We start from the raw sequence: 221 nt of genomic DNA on the forward strand, positions 1-221 counted from the left end.
TCACTCCCTACGGGCTTGGACCGGTCCTTCCATTCACCGGCTCTCCCTAGCCTCCTGCGTCACCCCTTCGTAATATCGGTTGTATGGTGGTATCGGATTTTCAACCGATTGTCCATCACCTACGCCTCTTCGGCCTCGGCTTAGGTCCCGACTTACCCTGGGCGGACGAGCCTTCCCCAGGAAACCTCAGGTTTTCGGCGGGCAGGATTCTCACCTGCCTT

General features: G+C 58.4%; 1 rRNA gene. It reads right to left on the minus strand.

The features are described from left to right. A 23S ribosomal RNA gene (locus ULO1_RS14410) occupies positions 1 to 221 on the minus strand; the annotation flags it as partial.

The organism is Carboxydocella sp. ULO1 (genome assembly GCF_002049255.1).
GTDB lineage: Bacteria > Bacillota.